Source organism: Chitinophaga sp. HK235 (genome assembly GCF_018255755.1).
Lineage (GTDB): Bacteria > Bacteroidota > Bacteroidia > Chitinophagales > Chitinophagaceae > Chitinophaga.
Map to the genome: position 1 here is coordinate 3611001 of NZ_CP073766.1, position 15930 is coordinate 3626930.

Genomic DNA, 15930 nt, shown 5'->3' on the forward strand with positions numbered 1-15930 from the left:
AGTTTATACCTGTTTGATTTCTGCCACCAGTTGTTGCAATACCTGTTTGGCATCACCAAACAACATGGAAGTCTTTGGTTGAAAAAACAAATCGTTTTCAATGCCGGCATAACCGGGTTTCATGCTGCGTTTGTTCACGATCACCAGTTTGGCATTTTCGACTTCCAGTATCGGCATTCCGTAAATAGGGCTGGAAGGATCATTTTTGGCGGCAGGATTTACCACATCGTTGGCCCCCAGCACCAGCACAGCGTCTGTGGTGGGCAGCTCAGCATTGGCATCCTCCATCTCCAGTAATTTTTCATAAGGGACATCAGCTTCAGCCAGCAACACGTTCATATGACCGGGCATACGACCGGCTACCGGATGAATAGCGTATTTTACGATCACTCCTTTGTCTTCCAGCAACTTCTCCAGTTCATGACAGGCGTGCTGGGCCTGGGCTACGGCCAGGCCGTAACCAGGTACTATCATCACTTTACTGGCATATGCCATTACTACGGCAGCGTCGGACAGGCTGATTTCCTTGTAGGTGCCGTGGTCTTTAACAGTACCGGAAGCAGTGGTGCCATTGCCGAAAGAGCCGATCAGTACGTTTTTAAGGGAGCGGTTCATGGCTTTGCACATCAGGATGGTGAGGATGGTACCGGCAGAGCCTACCAGGATACCACCGGTCAGCATTACCGGGTTGTCGTACAGGAAGCCACCACATGCGGCTGCCACGCCGGTAAAAGAGTTCAGCAGGGAGATAACTACGGGCATATCCGCTCCGCCAATTGGCAATACGAACAATATGCCGTATATCAGGGAACATAACAATACCAGGTAAAAAAGCAGTTGAAAGCTCAGCAGGTCACGGGGACTACCAGCTGAAACGGCAGCGTCCACCTGTTTATTGACGGTCACCACCAGCACGATCGCACCGATCAGAATCATGGCCATCACCGCGAGGTTTACGTAATGCTGCCCTTTAAAGGAGAAATCACGGATGCGCCCGTTCAGTTTTCCCCAGGCGATCACGCTGCCGGCAAAAGAAACGGCCCCGATGATCAGTCCCAGCAGGATGATAAGCAGGTGGCCCCGCATATCGATGTTGGTATTGAGGCTGAAGTTGAGTGAGCCGGCACCGTCTTCCAGCTGGGCCTGCAGCAGCTTCTGCATTTTTATGATCAGTTGTTCCCCGGCAGTAGAGAGCAATTGATTAATATTAAAACGGGAATGTATCAGGTGGTCGAATTCCACAATGGAGATGAGGGCCGCACAGGCACCCCCCATACCGTTGAACATGCTAACCATTTCCGGCATGGCGGTCATCTTCACTTTTTTGGCAGACAATACACCGATGACGGTGCCTATCAGCAGACCGGCGGCGATCCATCCATAGTTATGCAAATGATGCCCATCGGATTTATAGAGGAAGATAGTGCCCAGGATAGCCAGCGCCATACCAGCGGCGGCCACCAGGTTGCCTTTGCGGGCAGTATCCGGTTTACTGAGCATTTTCAGGCCCAGAATAAACGTAACAGAGCCGATCAGATAAATGATTGATAGTACACTGGATCCCATAAAATTGCGCTTTAAACCGTTATTGCTTTTTCTTTTTAAACATCTCCAGCATACGGTCTGTCACCACGAAACCACCTACTACATTGACCGTGCCCAGGATAACGGCCAGGAAGCCGAGGATCAGCGCCAGATAGTTGTCCTGTTCTGCTTTTCCCATGACGATGATTGCACCGATGATGACTACGCCGTGAATAGCATTGGCACCGCTCATCAGCGGTGTATGCAGTACGGAAGGCACACGGGATATGACTTCCACCCCCAGGAAAACGGATAAAATCACGATATAGATCAGCTCCGTATGTTGATGAAAAAAAGATAGAATATATTCCATGCTTGCGGTATTTTGATTAGTCGGACAACGATAATCTACAGCACTAGATAGTGCTGGTAGCTGGTTTAGCGCTTTTCAGGCGTTCATTGACGATTTCTCCGTTGTGGGTGATACAGGCACCTTTCACAATATCATCCTCAAAATTCAAGTGCAGGTTTCCTTCTTTTGTCAATATGAGTTTCAGGAAATTGAAAACGTTTTTTGCATATAGTTTGCTGGCATCAGCCGGCATAGTTGCGGGGAGGTTGGAATTACCGATGATGGTGATGCCGCGGTAATGCACGGTTTCATTGTTGCGGGTAAGGGCGGTATTACCACCGGTAGCAGCAGCCAGGTCTACGATCACTGCGCCACTGCGCATCTGGTCCAGCATAGGTTGGGTAACGAGTACCGGAGCAGGTTTCCCCGGTATCTGAGCAGTGGTGATCACAATATCTGCTTTGGCGATACTTTCTGCAATCTTCTGCTGCTGTTTCTTTTGATATTCTTCATTCTGTTCTACTGCATAACCGCCGGCGGCGGAGGCATCGGCAGCACCTTCCACTTCCACGAAGCGGGCACCGAGGCTCATCACTTCTTCTTTTACAGCAGGGCGGGTGTCAAACACTTCTACCACGGCCCCCAGCCTTTTGGCGGTGGCGATGGCCTGCAGTCCGGCTACACCTGCTCCCAGTATCAGTACTTTGGCTGGGGCTATACTGCCCGCTGCCGTCATAAACATGGGAAAATAACGGGAATAGCTATACGCTGCCAGCAATACAGCTTTATAACCGGATATATTGGCCTGGGAGCTGAGTACGTCCATCACCTGCGCACGGGTGGTACGCGGGATGGAATCGAGGCTCAAAGTGGTGATATTCCGGGAGGCCCAGTAACCAACCTCTTCAGGCCGGAATAAGGGTTGCAGCACACCGAGGAGGATCTTCCCGGCAGCTATCTGCCCCGCTAGTTCCCTTGACGGAGGCTGTATAGTAAAAATGATATCCGATTGTGACAGCACTTCGGCCGCTGTTTTGATCAGCGCGCCGGCCTGCATATAGGCGTCATCGTTATAAAACGCCTGTTCTCCGGCCCCCTGCTCCACCCACACGGTTACCGACATCTGCTGCAGCTGCTTCACTATTTCAGGAGTGAGGGACACACGGGTTTCGCCGTTTTTTTCTTTTAAAATTCCTGCAATCATCTGGTGGAAGTTTATAATGGAATTTAAAGAAAAAACGGCAACAAAGAAAACAATTCCGATGATTAATTTTTCCTGAGCGAATCAGCCAATGTGGCCGCGTGCTGTATCAGCGCAGGCAATGCCACACCCTGCACATAGTTGGCTTTCAGCAATAGGCCGGGATGCTGGTTTTCCATGGCGGCAACAGCATCACGCAACTTTGCATGTCCTACATTTAACTGCGGAATGGCCTTCTCAAGATAACTGAAATGCTGCATTACCGGAGCGGCACTCAATCCCAGCAGCGATTGTACTTCTTTTATGACGATCTCCTGCAGCCCTGCAGCTCCCAGCTCATCGAAATAATGCTCCTGCCGGGCACCTCCCACAAATACGGTGAGCAGTAATTTGCCCTGCGGGGCTTTGTGGGGGAAGATGGCTGAATTACAGATGGCACCCAGGAAATGTAATTTTTCGGCATGCGGAACCAGAAATCCAAAACCTTCCAGTGGCTGAGGAAGCGCACTGGCCTCAAATCCCAGATGCAACACCCCCATACGCGGGTAATATACCTGTTGCAACAGGGCCGCTACTCCGGCATCCAGGCCTGCCAGTTGTCTGGCTGCCACGTCAGCCGGCGTAGTGATCACCACATGATCCGCCGTGATGGTATGCTCACCGCCCTGCTCCTCACAAGTCAGTGTATAACCACCATCAGCAGCCTTACTGATATGTTTCACGGAACAGTTGAACCGTACCGGTGTTTGTAATAATTCCTGCAAACGGCGGGTAAGCCTTTGATTGCCGCCTGACAGACTAATGATCTTACGGCCGGCCATAGCGCCCTTTTCCTTCATCAGTCCTTTGGTGACACTACCGTATTCGCGCTCCCAGCGCGGCAAAGCAGGCAATACTTCTGCTATGCTCATCAGATCGGGGTTGCCGGCATAGATACCAGACAATACCGGATCAAACACATAGTCCGCAATTTCTTTGTTAAACCTTCTCTCCACAAAATGGGAAACCGTTTCTTCTCCCGCTGCCGGCGCAGGTTTGCGGAAACGTTCCGTAAACAGGCGCCATTTGCTGCCACGACTGATATAATCGGAGCCCATGATCTTCAACGGATGAGGCGATACGGCATGCAACCGGTTGTTCCTTACCAGGAAACGGTTTTTGCTGACAGCGGAAGCATACAGCATCTCCTTCTCCAGGCCCAGCTCCTGCAGGAACTGCAGGGTTTCCGGCGTAGCCGCAATGGTATTGGGCCCTGCATCCAGCTCATAACCATCCTTGTTAAAAGAGTGTATCACACCGCCGCTATGGTTGGTGGCTTCGAGTACCAGATAAGGCACCTGTCTTTTCTGCAACTCATAGGCGATGCTCAGGCCGGAAATACCGGCCCCGATGATCAAAACGGGTTTCTGTGGCATATGGTTCAAGGTTATACGGTTTCCTCCTCCATGATCTGATGGCAGTATTTAACCACCGCTTTTACCCACATAGGATGAATATTCAGACAGGGGATCATGGTAAAACTGTCCCCTCCGTTGTTCATGAAAGAATGTTTTCCTTCCACGGCAATTTCTTCCAGTGTTTCCAGGCAATCGGAAACAAATGCCGGACATACTACCAGCAGTTTTTTCTTGCCTTCTCCGGGCAGTGTTTCCAGCAGCCCGGCTGTATAAGGTTTCAGCCATTCTTCGCGGCCCAGCCTCGACTGGAAGGAGATACCCCATTTTTCGCGGGGCAGGCCCAGTTTAGCTGCCACCAGCTCTGCGGTGATGAACACCTGATGCCGGTAACAGTATTCATGTGCCGGTGATTGTACATGACAACAGTCAGTTACTTTCATGCAATGATGGCCGGTAATATCTCCTTTACGGATATGTCTTTCAGGCACACCGTGATAGCTGAACAGCACATAATCATGCTCCTGTTGCAGATAAGGCCGCATGCTCTCTGCTACTGCATCGATGTATGCAGGCTCATCATAGAATGGAGGTATTACTGAAAGTTTGAACTTGTATTTTTTCTTTTTGTAGATCTCTTTCGCATATTCTGCCGCTGTCTCATAGGAAGACATGGCGTAATGCGGATATAGTGGCAATACTATCACTTCCTTCAGTCCCGGATTTTTTTTCAGCAGGTTGTTGAAAGCCACTTCCGGGTGCGGATTACCGTAACGCATCGCAATCTCCACCGGCACGTCCATATCATGCTGAACAGCGGTCTGTAGTTGTTTGGTGAGTGCTATCAAAGGGGAACCTTCCTTCCACCAGATAGAAGCATAAGCTTCCGCCGATTTTTCTGCACGGCGGGGAACGATGATCCCTTCAATCAGTATCTTGCGGAACAGCCAGGGGTAGTCGATCACGCGTTTATCCATCAGAAATTCCAGCAGATAACGCTTCACATCAGGGACCGCCGTAGAATCGGGCGAACCCAGGTTCATCAGAATAATGCCAACATCAGATTTAGATACCATGTGCTTAATAAATTGCTGCAAAAGTAAATAACAAATTCACATAAAGTGCTTTTTCAGAAAGGCCGCTGTTGGCCCTTCCACAGGGACTAATGTCATGTATTTGTAATGATTGTTCACTATTATTTCGTATATTCGTGTAGTCATCTTACCACAGAACACAGGCCCCGCAAAAACTGATAAAAATCATTTTTTCATCGTATTGGATACCAGTAGGAGAAATGACACACTAATGACAGCCTTATCCCGTTTGTTTGCGGCGTATCCAAGTATTTTTGCAGCCGGAAGCTTATTCAAAAACATGCAGGTCAGTCACTCAAAAGAAATAGCAAATTTTCATATCGTTGGAATCAACTATAAGAAAACAGACGCTGCTATCAGGGGATTATACGCCATTAATCCGGCCCAATACCAACAACTCCTGGAGCATGCCAGGACTGTGCAATTAGATGATCTCTTTGTACTCTCCACTTGTAACAGAACGGAACTATATGGTTTCGCGGACAGCCCGCAGGACCTGCTGGACTTGTTGTCCCGTGAAACACACGGCGACAGGGCACAGCTGGGGGAACTGGCTTATTCCAAATCCGGTGAGGAAGCCATCCGCCACCTGTATCAGGTAGGCACCGGCCTCGACTCCCAGATATTGGGCGACTATGAAATCATCGGCCAGATCCGTAATGCAGCCAAGTTCGCCAAGGCACAGCAATGCCTGGGCAGTTTCCTGGAAAGACTTGTCAACAGTGTGTTACAGGTTTCCAAACTCATCAAGACAGAAACCGGCCTTAGCAAAGGCACCGTTTCCGTGGCCTTCGCCACCGTACGGATGCTCGAACGCCACTGCCCGGATATCCGTCATAAAAAAATCGTATTGCTGGGTGTGGGCAAAATAGGCCGCAACACCTGTAAGAATATGATTGAATACCTGGGTGTAAAAGAGGTCACTCTCATCAACCGTACCCTTCAGGTAGCCGCTGATTTCGCCGGCCAGCATGGCCTGCGTTATGCACCTTACGAAAACATGGTAAGTGAAATGCAGGCTGCTGATGTGATACTGGTAGCTTCCAATGCACCGGAACCTACTGTACTGGCCTCCCACTTCCACCAATCATCTCCTAAGCTGGTCATCGACCTCTCCATCCCGTTCAACGTGGAATCAGCTGTCGGTGATCTGGAGCATGTCACCCTCGTGAATGTAGACGAGCTCTCCAAAGTACAGGACGAAACCCTGCAAAACAGGCTGGGTGAAGTACCTAAAGCCCTCGCCATCATCGATGAGCACATGGCTGAATTCCTGTACTGGTACAAAATGCGCAAACATGCCGTTGTACTCAAAGCCGTTAAAGACAAACTTCAGGAGATCCACACCCGCGAAATACAACAACAGAAAAACGGCTCCGGCTATAAAGTGGAAGATATGGAAGAAGTGTCTTCCCGTATCATCCAGAAAATGATCAACCTCATGGCAGGAAAAGTACGCAAGGAAACTGATAAGAGTGACCTGTACATCGCTATGATCAACGATATTTTCGAGACCGGAGTTAAGCAGGACTAATCATCATGGACAAAATTATCAGGATAGGTACAAGAGAAAGCCAGCTGGCACTCTGGCAGGCACATCAGGTCAACGACCTGCTCACCGCCCAGGGTTATAAAACCACGCTGGTACCCATTAAAAGCGAAGGCGACATCGATCTCGTTACACCACTGTACGAAATAGGTGTACAAGGCATCTTCACCAAAAGCCTTGACATCGCACTGCTCAACAACCGTATTGATATCGCTGTACACTCCTTTAAGGACGTGCCCACCCAGCTGCCTCAGCAAATTGTGCAGGCCGCTGTGCTCCAACGCGGTCCGGTGAAGGACCTGCTAGTATACAAAAACAGCACCGCCTTCCTCGACGAGCCCGGTTATGTGGCCAATATCGCCACCAGCAGCGTACGCCGCAAAGCACAGTGGTTAAGGAAATACCCACAGCACCAGCTGCACAACCTGCGGGGCAATGTCAACACCCGCCTGCAGAAACTGGCTGCTGAAAACTGGGATGGCGCCATCTTCGCCGTTGCCGGCCTGGAAAGGATCAACATACGTCCGGCCAACTCCATCGACCTCGACTGGATGCTGCCGGCACCCGCACAAGGCGCCGTAGTGGCTGTATGCCGCGAAGACGATGCCTTCTGCCGTGAAGCCTGTGCCGCCTTTAACCATGCGGAAACAGCCCTCACCACACATATCGAACGTGAATTCCTGCGTACCCTGATGGGCGGATGCACCACCCCTATCAGCGCCTACGCTTATATAACCAATGATACCGTACACTTCCGCGGTGAACTCTGCAGCCTCGATGGCACTCAGTTCCTCGACATCTCCCGCGAAGTATCCGTAGCACAGGCACAACACCTGGGCAAAACCGCCGCCGAGGACATCATGGCCCGCGGTGGTGATGAAATTGTAGCAGCGATCAGAAATGCCGGATAATGTCAAATACCGCATATTATGCACCAGGCCTCTTACAGACAGCTTAATCGCTGCAGCTGGTGACAACGGTATTGCCATCGACGTACTGGACTTCATTCAGATAAAACCACTGGTCAACAAAGACCTGCTGGGAATGGAAAACATGATAAAGGTGTTCAACAACCCTGCAACACCCCTGGTATTTACCAGTGCCCATGCTGTAAAAACCTTTGCAGACCATTACCAGTACCAGGGAGGACGTCATTACCCCCTCCCCAATCCTGTATGCTGTATCGACGGTAACACCAAAAAAACAATACAACAACTGCTGCCCGGCAATCCCATACTGGCGGAAGCCTCCTATGGCAAAGACCTCGCAACAGCTATCATACAACTAGGCCATGTTTCTGAAGTGATCTTTTTCTGCGGTAACCAGCGAAGGGATGATCTCCCCGAAGGCTTACGCAAAGCGGGTATCACCGTACATGAATTTGTGATCTACGAAAACATGCCTACACCTGCTGTGATAGCCGATGATTACGACGGTATTCTGTTTTTCAGTCCCAGCGCGGTGAAAAGTTTTTTCTCCGTCAACAGCCTGCCATCCAAAACCGTTTGTTTTGCCATCGGCACCACTACCACTTCCATACTGGAAGACTACACTGATAATAAAATCATCATGAGCCCTCTTACAGGAGAGGAGTCCATGGTACAAACAGCTATATTTTACTTTAACAATATTAACTGCTACGAATGAGCGCTTTGAAGAACGATTTATTGCTGAAGGCCCTTAGAGGCGAAACTGTTTCCCGCACACCAGTATGGATGATGCGTCAGGCAGGCCGCTATTTACCGGATTACATTAAACTGCGTGATAAATATAGTTTCTTTGAACGCTGCGAAAATCCTGAACTGGCCACCGAAATCACCGTTATGCCGGTAGACCAGGTAGGTGTAGATGCTGCCATCATTTTCTCCGACATTCTGGTAGTACCACAGGCCATGGGCATGGAAGTACAGCTGGTAGAGAAAGTAGGCCCGCTGCTGCCACAGCCGGTAAAAGGTGCACAGGACCTGCAACGTTTATGCGTTCCCGATGTACACGAAAGACTGCATTATGTATTCGATGCACTGAAGCTCACCAAACAAACCCTGGCCGGCCGTGTGCCGCTGATCGGTTTTGCCGGTGCGCCCTGGACATTGCTCTGCTATATGGTACAAGGCAAAGGCTCCAAAACCTTTGATGAAGCCAAAGCCTTCTGTTACCAGCAACCTGCTGTAGCCCATCAGCTGCTGCAGATGATCACCGATACCACCATCGCTTACCTGAAAGCACAGGTGGCTGCCGGTGCCGACACCGTACAGGTATTTGATTCCTGGGGCGGCCTGCTCAGTCCGCAGGACTTTGAAGTGTTCTCCCTGCAATATATCCGCCAGATCGTGGCTGCCATGAAAGAGGTATGCCCTACGATCGTATTCGCCAAAGGTGCCTGGTTTGCCCTCGAAGACATGGCCGCTACCGGCGCTCATGGCCTGGGTATAGACTGGTGCATCAAACCGGAACTGGCCCGTCAATTTGCTGGCAGCAACATTACCCTGCAGGGCAACTTCGACCCGGCCAAACTGCTGGCTCCTATTCCTGAAATTGAAAAATCAGTGAAGGAAATGCTGAAAGGCTTCGGCCGCCAGCGTTATATCGCCAACCTCGGCCATGGCATCCTGCCTAATGTACCGGTAGACCATGCCAAAGCATTTGTTGAAACAGTTAAAGCACACGGCTAATACCATGAGCATCAAAAACGATTTTATCACTTTTATACAGGACCTGCAGGATGAAATATGCAGCGCCCTGGAAAAAATAGACGGCAAAGCCACTTTCCGTGAAGACCACTGGGAACGCCCCGGTGGCGGCGGTGGCCGCTCCCGCGTGATCGCCGACGGTAACGTCTTCGAAAAAGGCGGTGTCAGCACTTCCGTCGTACACGGTGACCTGCCCGAAGTAATGGCCCAGCAGTTTGGTGTTACCAACAGCCGGTTCATGGCCTGCGGCATCTCCCTCGTAATACACCCGCTCAATCCTTTTGTACCTACCGTACATGCCAACTTCCGTTACTTCGAACTGTATGATCAGGATGGTAACCTGAAAGACAGCTGGTTTGGCGGCGGCGCAGACCTCACGCCCTACTATCTCGAAGAACAGGATGGCAGCTACTTCCACCGCACCTTCAAAGAGGCCTGCGATCCTTTCGGAACAGACCTCTACCCGAAATACAAAAAACATTGCGACGAATATTTCGTCAACAAACACCGTAACAACGAAGCAAGGGGTATTGGCGGTATCTTCTATGACTACCTCCGTCCCAATGCAGAAAAAACAGCGGAAGAACTTTTTGCCTTCTCCCAGGCCAATGGTAAAGCTTTCCTGAAAGCCTACCTGCCGATCGTAGAGAAAACAAAAGACATCCCCTATACAGAAGCCCATCGCAGCTGGCAGGCGTATAGACGCGGACGTTATGTGGAGTTTAACCTGATCCACGACAGAGGCACTTTGTTCGGACTCAAAACCAATGGCCGCACTGAGTCTATCCTCATGAGTCTCCCGCCGGTAGCCCGCTGGGAATACGATTTCCATCCGGAGCCCGGCAGCCCTGAGGCCCAGCTGGTGGAATGGCTCAAGCCCCGCGACTGGATTAACATTTAGTTATTTTAAAATTTGGTTATTTGATTATTTGATTGAAGCGGATAGATTGAAGCGGATGGATTGAGACGAGTAGACTGAAGCGGATGATGATACTTGATTTGAGATTTTATGGATAGATTTGGTAATACACAAGTTTGTTAACCAAAATCCAGCAACATGAACAAGTATCAACTTCAGGAGAGAACGAAAAAATTTCATATCGATGTGATACGTCTTTGTGAAATACTGCCTAAAAATATCGCTGCTTATGAAATCGCCAAACAGTTGATAAGATCAGCTGGTAGTGTTGGGGCTAATTACAGAGCTGTTTGTCTGGCCAAATCACAAACCGACTTTGTTTATAAAATCAAAGTCGTACTGGAAGAAGCAGATGAGTCTTTGTATTGGTTGGAAATTTTAAAAGAAACAGGCATTGCAGATCATACATCGTTAATCAATCCTTTGCTGACAGAGGCTAAAGAACTAGTATTCATATTCAGCGCCTCGCGAAAAAAAGCAAACGATACCTTAACGAAACAAAATATCAAAATAGCCAAATAAAAAAATTGAAAAATATGATGATCCGAAGAAACAGAATTTTAAGAGTATCCCCCGCCATTCGCGCGATGGTAGCAGAAACAATTTTGAGGCCCAGCGATTTTATCGCTCCCCTGTTTGTAACTGAAGGAGAAAATGTGAAGGAAGAGATCAGCTCAATGCCCGGCTATTTCCGGTATTCGTTGGACCTCACCATCAAAGAGGCCAAAGAACTGTGGAGCATGGGCATCAAAAGTGTATTGATTTTTGTGAAAGCACCTGACAACGTAAAAGACAATAAAGGCACCGAGGCTGTAAATCCCGACGGGCTGATGCAGCGTGCTATCCGTGGCATCAAAAACGCCATTCCTGAAATGGTGGTGATGACAGACGTAGCCCTCGATCCTTATTCCTCCTACGGTCACGACGGTATCGTGGAAGGCACAGAAATCGTTAACGACCCTACTGTGGAAGTACTGGCCCGTATGAGCCTCAGCCATGCACAGGCCGGCGCCGATTTCGTAGCCCCCAGCGATATGATGGACGGCCGTATCCTCGCTATCCGCAACATCCTCGAACAACACGGTTTCGATAAAACCGGTATCATGTCTTACAGCGCCAAGTACGCATCCTGCTTCTATGGTCCGTTCCGTGATGCACTCGACTCCGCTCCCGGTTTCGGTGACAAAAAAACCTACCAGATGGACTACGCCAATTCCCGCGAAGCCATCAAGGAAACACTGATGGACATTGAAGAAGGAGCAGACATCGTGATGGTAAAACCAGCAATGGCCTACCTCGATATCATGCGCATCATCAAAGACAATACAACCGTTCCCGTGAGTGCCTACCATGTGAGTGGTGAATACGCCATGATCAAAGCAGCTGCACAAAACGGCTGGCTCGACGAAAACAAGGCTATCCTGGAAAGCATGACCAGCATCAAACGTGCCGGTGCCGACCTGATCGCCACTTATTTCGCAAAAGACGCCGTAAGACTGCTGAATGCTTAATTCAGTATCTTGCAGCCCATATCTATCTCAGTAAATTTTAAATAATTTCCTTTCATGTACAGCTACAGCAAAAGTGAAATGTTATTCGGGAAAGCAAAGCAGGTCATCCCTGGCGGTGTTAACTCTCCCGTGCGTGCATTCAAAAGCGTAGGAGGCACTCCGGTATTTATGCAACACGCCAAAGGCCCCTTTATGTACGATGTGGATGGCAACAGGTATATCGATTACATCAACTCCTGGGGCCCCATGATCATGGGACACGCCTATGAACCGGTAGTAAAGGCCATCCAGGAATATGCCGCTTTCTCCACTTCCTTTGGTGCTCCTACAGAACTGGAAATAAAAATCGCGGAACTCATCGTAGGCATGGTGCCTAACATCGATATGGTCCGCATGGTCAACTCCGGCACCGAAGCCTGTATGACCGCCCTCAGGCTGGCCAGAGGCTATACCGGACGCAACAAGTTCATCAAATTTGAAGGCTGTTACCATGGACATGCAGACGCATTCCTCGTGAGTGCCGGCAGTGGCGTAGCCACCCTCGGCATTCAGTCTGTACCTGGTGTTACTGCTACTGTAGCAGATGATACCCTCACAGCTCCCTACAATAACCTGCCCGCTGTAGAACAGCTGATAGCAGAGAATCCGGACCAGATCGCCGCCATCATTGTAGAACCGGTGGCCGGTAATATGGGCTGTATCCTGCCCCAGCCGGGCTTCCTGGAAGGACTGCGCCAGCTCTGCGATGCCAACGGTATCCTGCTCATCTTCGATGAGGTGATGACCGGTTTCCGTCTTGCACGCGGTGGTGCACAGGAACTGCTCGGTATCCGTGCCGACCTCGTTACATTCGGAAAAATCATCGGCGCCGGTATGCCGGTAGGTGCAGTGGCAGGACCCAAATCCATCATGGAAAACCTCGCACCTGCCGGAAAAGTATACCAGGCTGGTACCCTCAGCGGCAACCCGATCGCCATGATCGCCGGTTATACGCTACTGCAGACGCTGAATGACAACCCTGTCATCTACGAACAGCTGCGGGAAAAAGCGGAATACCTGGTGAATGGCCTGCGCGAAGCATTCGGCGCATCCGGTACCGTGTACCAGATCAACAACCTGGGCTCCATGCTCAGCGTGCACTTTACCGAATACCCGATCATCGACTTTGCCGGCGCTTCCGCTGCCAACAATGAACTGTTCAGGCGCTTCTTCCATGCCATGCTCGAACGCGGCGTATACCTGCCACCATCAGCCTTCGAAAGCTGGTTCATGTGCCATGCGCTCACAACCGAAGAACTCGATGCTACCATAGCTGCCGCCAAAGCTGCTATGCATGCTATCAAACAATAGTTAACAATTAAATCCTGTGCGGAGTGGTAGGGGCCGTCTCAAAACAAGAGACGGCTTCTTTTTTATAAATTCCAGTTGTTATAATGATTCTCCAGTTTCCATTTTTAGAAGTGAAGGGTTAACCTGATTTTATGCTGTTTTCTTTCTAAGATTGTGTGCCATAGCCATTAATCCCATTTCGATTGACACTTTATCCATCCCTTTTAGCATAAATCTTTTAAAGCCATGATTATGCTTAATATTTGCGAAGACAGATTCCACGTCATGGCAACGTTGTTTACGCTTCTGTATTCCTTTTCTTCCTTTTAATCGTTTGTCAGCCAGCGCCTTAAGACGATTTAGATTATGATTTACTTCTATGATGCGATTTGTTTGTTGATCATGACACATCTGCCGTAATGTACATCCTTCGCATGTTCTGGCTTGATAAGTAGTTATTGTTTGCCTGTAACCGTTTTTAGTTGTTTTTGGGAACGTACTTTTTCTACGCATTCGCTGGCCGGCAGGGCAGATATAGTGGTCCTTTTCAGCATTGTAGGGTAGGTTTTGGGCCTTGAACATTTCCCTGGTTTTAGTTGACCAGTGCTGGTTGCGATCGAAGGAAGCATGCTTAACATAAGCCGTAATTCTCCTGTTTTCCAGCCATTGATAGTTCTGTTCGCTGCCATACCCTGCATCCGCTGTAATATTGGCGGGCACTCGTTTATATAACCGTATATACTGCAGGAGATGACTGATTAAAGTTGATGTATCCGTGGACTGCTGATGAAGGCTGTAATTGACGATGTATTGATTATTAGTACTTATCTGGAGATTATAAGCTGGTTTAAGCTGACCATTCTTCATATGATCTTCCTTCATACGCATAAAGGTAGCGGCGGGATCTGTTTTGCTATAGCTATTGCGGTTAGAGCCTATTATTTGTTCCTGTTGCTCATACTTATCCAACGCTGAAGGCCAGTTACGGTGAGCATATCCCAGCTTTTGTCTGATCCGCTTGTCTATGGGTTTTTCTTTGAGGGCGTCATTGATGGCCGCTATTGTTTTACTGACTTTTTCACTGTCGATTTTGTCATATCCGGATGGGTCCGTATCATCACCCAATTCTGAAGCTGCCACTGATTGTGCATATTTCCACAAGTCATTAAGCTGCTGTTTTATTTTTTCTTTACTGTACTTAATGCCATTGCTCCATACAAAACTGTAGCGATTTGCCTGCGATTCTATCTTTGTCCCGTCAGTGTACAGTTCTTTTATGTTCAGTAAGCCTTCTTCGCATAACAACAATACCACCTGGGTGAATATAGGTTGTAATACCTTTTGCAAGCGTTCACCACGGAACCTGTTGATCGTATTATGATCGGGTTTACTCATACCACTAAGCCACATAAAGTGGATGTTCTGGCCTAGTGCCTCCTCTATTTTACGGCTACTGTAAATGTTATTTATATAAGCGTAAATAAGGACTTTCAATAACATCCTGGGATGGTAACTGCTGGTTCCTCCTGCTTTATAACGCTTCAGCAATAAAGTTATATCGATCTTTTCTATTACGTCATCCACCACACGAACTGGGTGATTCTCGGCTATCAGATCCCCAATCTCGGGAGGGAAAAGCATAGCCTGGTGCTGCTGATTGGCTTTAAAGACTACTGATAGTGTTTTTCCTTTGGGCATACTATAAAAACGGAAAAAGCTACCCCGCAGATTTCCCCCCCCCAAAAAAAACAGAAGGGAGTGTCTTTTGAGACACCCCCTTTTTTTATGATGTGTTTATTCATCCCTTCAAACCGGCCATCAAATAAGCAGAGAGCCAAATCAAAAAATAAAATTATTTTTGTGCCTCATGGTCACACAAAGGCACATACTGAAACGATGGATGTATGTCTGTTTTCTGCTGCTACTGCAGCTGACAACAGGCGTCATACCTTCGCTTGCTGCCCATCAGCGCCTGTTGTTGCAGGAAATCAAAATACAGGCTGCCCGTGAAGATCATCTCGAAAGCCTGCTGGCCAAATTACCACCCCAGCTGAATACAGATGAACCTGAGGATGGTGACGAAGTAATTCACGCCACCAAACACCGCCGTAAAACACGGTATTATCTCAGTGCATCTTCACAACAGTTCAGCATTGCCACCCGTGTAGCCTATATCGATAGCGGCGACCTCTCTCAAATCTGTCATATCAACGAAGGCAAAACCGGCGAATATGTCCGGCAAAAAGCCTTTTTACCCGCCTACTATAGTTTTCTATTCCGGTTTACTCCTTTCTGAGTACAGTTCTCCTTTAGTTATTGCTTTTTTTCTTTTCACTTTTTTAGGGAGATGACAACCATAACCGCCAC

15 protein-coding genes are annotated in these 15930 nt (G+C 48.9%); 9 read left to right on the forward strand and 6 right to left on the reverse strand.

The window, feature by feature from the left end:
• Positions 1-3: 3 nt before the first annotated feature.
• From KD145_RS12795 to hemH, 5 genes are all read right to left on the reverse strand, one after another.
• Positions 4-1566 carry an NAD(P)(+) transhydrogenase (Re/Si-specific) subunit beta gene (locus tag KD145_RS12795; RefSeq protein WP_212006261.1) on the reverse strand — a complete coding sequence of 521 codons (1563 nt, stop codon included), beginning with the start codon at positions 1564-1566 and terminating at the stop codon, positions 4-6.
• Between the two features lie 19 nt (positions 1567-1585).
• Positions 1586-1897: an NAD(P) transhydrogenase subunit alpha gene (locus KD145_RS12800; RefSeq protein WP_212006262.1), complete on the reverse strand. Its 312-nt coding sequence runs from the start codon at positions 1895-1897 to the stop codon at positions 1586-1588.
• 43 nt (positions 1898-1940) lie between these two features.
• Positions 1941-3080, reverse strand: a complete 1140-nt coding sequence (locus KD145_RS12805; RefSeq protein WP_212006263.1) for a Re/Si-specific NAD(P)(+) transhydrogenase subunit alpha — start codon at positions 3078-3080, stop codon at positions 1941-1943.
• A gap of 62 nt (positions 3081-3142) precedes the next feature.
• On the reverse strand, positions 3143-4492 hold the full coding sequence (gene hemG / locus KD145_RS12810; RefSeq protein WP_212006264.1) for a protoporphyrinogen oxidase: 1350 nt from the start codon (positions 4490-4492) through the stop codon (positions 3143-3145).
• Positions 4493-4503: 11 nt separating this feature from the next.
• Complete coding sequence (gene hemH / locus KD145_RS12815; protein ID WP_212006265.1) at positions 4504-5547, reverse strand: ferrochelatase; 1044 nt, start codon at positions 5545-5547, stop codon at positions 4504-4506.
• 298 nt (positions 5548-5845) lie between these two features.
• On the opposite strand from hemH, the gene hemA reads away from it, so the two are divergent.
• The 8 genes from hemA (at position 5846) to hemL (ending at position 13584) form a co-directional block, all read left to right on the forward strand.
• On the forward strand, positions 5846-7099 hold the full coding sequence (gene hemA / locus KD145_RS12820) for a glutamyl-tRNA reductase (RefSeq protein ID WP_212006266.1): 1254 nt from the start codon (positions 5846-5848) through the stop codon (positions 7097-7099).
• A 5-nt stretch (positions 7100-7104) separates the two neighbouring features.
• Positions 7105-8025, forward strand: coding sequence for a hydroxymethylbilane synthase (hemC, locus tag KD145_RS12825; protein WP_212006267.1), 921 nt, complete (start codon positions 7105-7107; stop codon positions 8023-8025).
• Positions 8015-8761: a uroporphyrinogen-III synthase gene (locus tag KD145_RS12830; protein ID WP_212006268.1), complete on the forward strand. Its 747-nt coding sequence runs from the start codon at positions 8015-8017 to the stop codon at positions 8759-8761. The genes hemC and KD145_RS12830 overlap by 11 nt, the downstream gene beginning before the upstream one ends.
• Positions 8758-9786, forward strand: coding sequence for a uroporphyrinogen decarboxylase (hemE, locus tag KD145_RS12835; RefSeq protein ID WP_212006269.1), 1029 nt, complete (start codon positions 8758-8760; stop codon positions 9784-9786). Before KD145_RS12830 ends, hemE begins: the two co-directional genes overlap by 4 nt.
• 4 nt (positions 9787-9790) lie before the next feature.
• Positions 9791-10705, forward strand: coding sequence for an oxygen-dependent coproporphyrinogen oxidase (hemF, locus tag KD145_RS12840; protein ID WP_212006270.1), 915 nt, complete (start codon positions 9791-9793; stop codon positions 10703-10705).
• A gap of 156 nt (positions 10706-10861) precedes the next feature.
• Entirely contained in the window at positions 10862-11245 is a 384-nt protein-coding gene (locus tag KD145_RS12845) for a four helix bundle protein (RefSeq protein ID WP_212006271.1), read from the forward strand.
• A 17-nt stretch (positions 11246-11262) separates the two neighbouring features.
• Complete coding sequence (gene hemB, locus KD145_RS12850) at positions 11263-12234, forward strand: porphobilinogen synthase (protein WP_212006765.1); 972 nt, start codon at positions 11263-11265, stop codon at positions 12232-12234.
• Positions 12235-12288: 54 nt separating this feature from the next.
• Positions 12289-13584 carry a glutamate-1-semialdehyde 2,1-aminomutase gene (gene hemL / locus KD145_RS12855; RefSeq protein ID WP_212006272.1) on the forward strand — a complete coding sequence of 432 codons (1296 nt, stop codon included), beginning with the start codon at positions 12289-12291 and terminating at the stop codon, positions 13582-13584.
• A 129-nt stretch (positions 13585-13713) separates the two neighbouring features.
• Here hemL and KD145_RS12860 read toward each other — a convergent pair whose 3' ends face one another.
• Positions 13714-15261 carry an IS1182 family transposase gene (locus KD145_RS12860; RefSeq protein ID WP_212004237.1) on the reverse strand — a complete coding sequence of 516 codons (1548 nt, stop codon included), beginning with the start codon at positions 15259-15261 and terminating at the stop codon, positions 13714-13716.
• Positions 15262-15430: 169 nt separating this feature from the next.
• On the opposite strand from KD145_RS12860, the gene KD145_RS12865 reads away from it, so the two are divergent.
• A complete protein-coding gene (locus KD145_RS12865) occupies positions 15431-15859 on the forward strand; it encodes a hypothetical protein (protein ID WP_212006273.1) in 429 nt (142 codons plus the stop codon).
• The last annotated feature ends 71 nt before the right edge of the window (positions 15860-15930 follow it).